Below are 2,072 nucleotides of genomic sequence, written 5' to 3' on the forward strand. Positions count from 1 at the left end.
AATGAAAATATAACTGTATATCTTAATGAACGAAATAACTATGTATTAATAGAAATTGTCTTTGGCGATAATTTCTATATAACTGGGATGACTAATAAAAAAACCGGTGGTCTAGAAGCATTTATGGAACATTATTCAAAAAACGGAGAGTATCGAATTCATCTAGGGTGTATAGAATCCAAAGAAGTATTTGAAATACCACTAAATAATGTAAATGTGGAGTTATTAGAAAAAAACTAATTAATTTCAAATTTTAAATATCACTTTTTTAAAAAGGGGTTTCTACTAGGAAGACCCTTTTTGTTAATCGTATTTAAATATCTTCTTGCTTGTGATTGTTTTATCTTTGACCATTCGAAGAGCTGCTTGTCATGCTTTCTCTTTATCTGGATTTACATATAAGGCCGCAGTTGTAGTTGAAGAATGACCTAATTGAGACATGACAAGATGTAAATCATTTTCTTGTTCCATAAGTTTTGTACCGTACGTATGTCGCAATTTATGGGGAGATATAGACTTATTTTGTTGGAATGCTTTTGTGTATTTCTTCACTAGCCTTGCTATTTCCTCATTTGAAAGTTGAGTAGTGGCGTTATGAGTCTTTGAAATAAAGACAAATTCATTTTCATTTTCGGTAGCATTGTAGATGTCTTTTCTAACAGCTAGATACTCTTGTAAATCCCCCATAGCACTTGGAACAACTACTACCGCATCTTTTTTTCCGCCCTTACGCATTACATATATTTCAGAGTTTGTTTCTTCAATGTCTTTTAATCGCAAGTTAGCTAATTCATTGACGCGTATTCCACTACCAAGAAAAAGGGCACAAATAGCTATATCTCGTAACTTATCCCTCTTAAAATAAATCTTTTTTCTTGGTGTATTTTCAAGTTCTTCTTCATAATGATTCTTCAAAAAATCTAAAAATTTCATATCATCATCATGGAAGATTTTTTGTGAGATTCTAGAAGCCCGCGCAATCGGTTGTGGATTGCATTATAGAAGAAAAGGACGAGTTTTGGAACAAATAATAACCTATTTTTTAAATGTGTGCTTTTTTAATTTTGTTCAGCAATTGGTCCTAACATTTTGTGTGCAGCAATAATATAAATTCTGCATTCTTTCAAAATTTATACCTAGATTTAGATAGATGCACCATAAATGAATTTATTGTAATTAAATCTATGCTTTAAACTTTAGTCTCTTTTTAATTGATACCTGACTTATTGTAAATCATTTATTTTTTGAAAATAAAAGCGAATAAAAGGCTATACCTTTTCTGCCCTATTTCATATATAAGAGGGGGGATAACTTGAAATTATATAAAACTTTTGGATAGATAAAGCAACCTAAACGTGCTTTCGCAACTTCAAAGTTCCATTATATATTAAATATAATAGCAAAATAGTGAGTAACATCATTTGAGGATTTTTAGCAATTCAGTAGAGATGTTTAAGTTTTTCTTCGCTTAGATTACTGTAACGTAGTGTAACGCAACCAATGCTTGCTTTTTTAATTGCTTTAAATATTGTGTAATAAATGAGGCAGACAGAGGAAATTATATCGATGAAATTTGTTTATTAAAAAAATAAAAATAATATCATGTGTTTTTTGAGAGAACTACTTAAGTACGCTGCAAGTTATTTCATTCTATATAACTCTTACTCTAAAATTTTACTAAAATCTATAAAACACCTAACTGAATAGAAAGGATGATCAGTAATGGTTAAATTTAATAAGAAAAATAAAATAATTCCTATCGTCTTTATAGTTTTTGTTATAGGAGCTTTTACCTTAATAAATAAAATAGATGATAAACAATATGAAATACCTAATAGAAAAGAAGCTTTTGCTTGGGCTAAGAAGAATGGATTAAAAATCATACACTATGAATTGCATAAAGATAAAAAGGAACCATATGCTTTTTTATTCTTTGAGAAAAAAGATGAAATCGGTGTCTATATTGTAAGAAGTGTTAAGGAAAAGCAATCATATTCATTAAGTCTATCGACTAAGAATAATCTCTCAAAATATCAAGTATTTGGAGTCAAAGAAGGTAGGCCCTATATAGC

Annotated in this window: 3 protein-coding genes; 2 read left to right on the forward strand and 1 reads right to left on the reverse strand. The window is 29.3% G+C overall.

Annotation, left to right across the window (positions count from 1 at the left end):
• On the forward strand, window positions 1–240 hold a 240-nt coding region (locus V7014_RS26590), incomplete at its 5' end, for a hypothetical protein (RefSeq protein ID WP_335512046.1).
• Between the two features lie 129 nt (window positions 241–369).
• Here V7014_RS26590 and V7014_RS26595 read toward each other — a convergent pair.
• Window positions 370–933 carry a tyrosine-type recombinase/integrase gene (locus tag V7014_RS26595; RefSeq protein ID WP_335512048.1) on the reverse strand — a complete coding sequence of 188 codons (564 nt, stop codon included), beginning with the start codon at window positions 931–933 and terminating at the stop codon, window positions 370–372.
• 789 nt (window positions 934–1,722) lie between these two features.
• Between V7014_RS26595 and V7014_RS26600 the strand changes: the two genes are divergently transcribed.
• A partial coding sequence (locus tag V7014_RS26600; RefSeq protein WP_335512050.1) for a hypothetical protein occupies window positions 1,723–2,072 on the forward strand: 350 nt, incomplete at its 3' end.

The organism is Bacillus sp. JJ722 (genome assembly GCF_036963345.1).
In the GTDB taxonomy this organism is placed as follows: domain Bacteria; phylum Bacillota; class Bacilli; order Bacillales; family DSM-1321; genus Bacillus_AD.

What these genes read in the sequence shown, in the direction of transcription:
- V7014_RS26595 (WP_335512048.1), bottom strand. Translation starts at nt 933, where the DNA reads ATGAAATTTTTAGATTTTTTGAAGAATCATTATGAAGAAGAACTTGAA.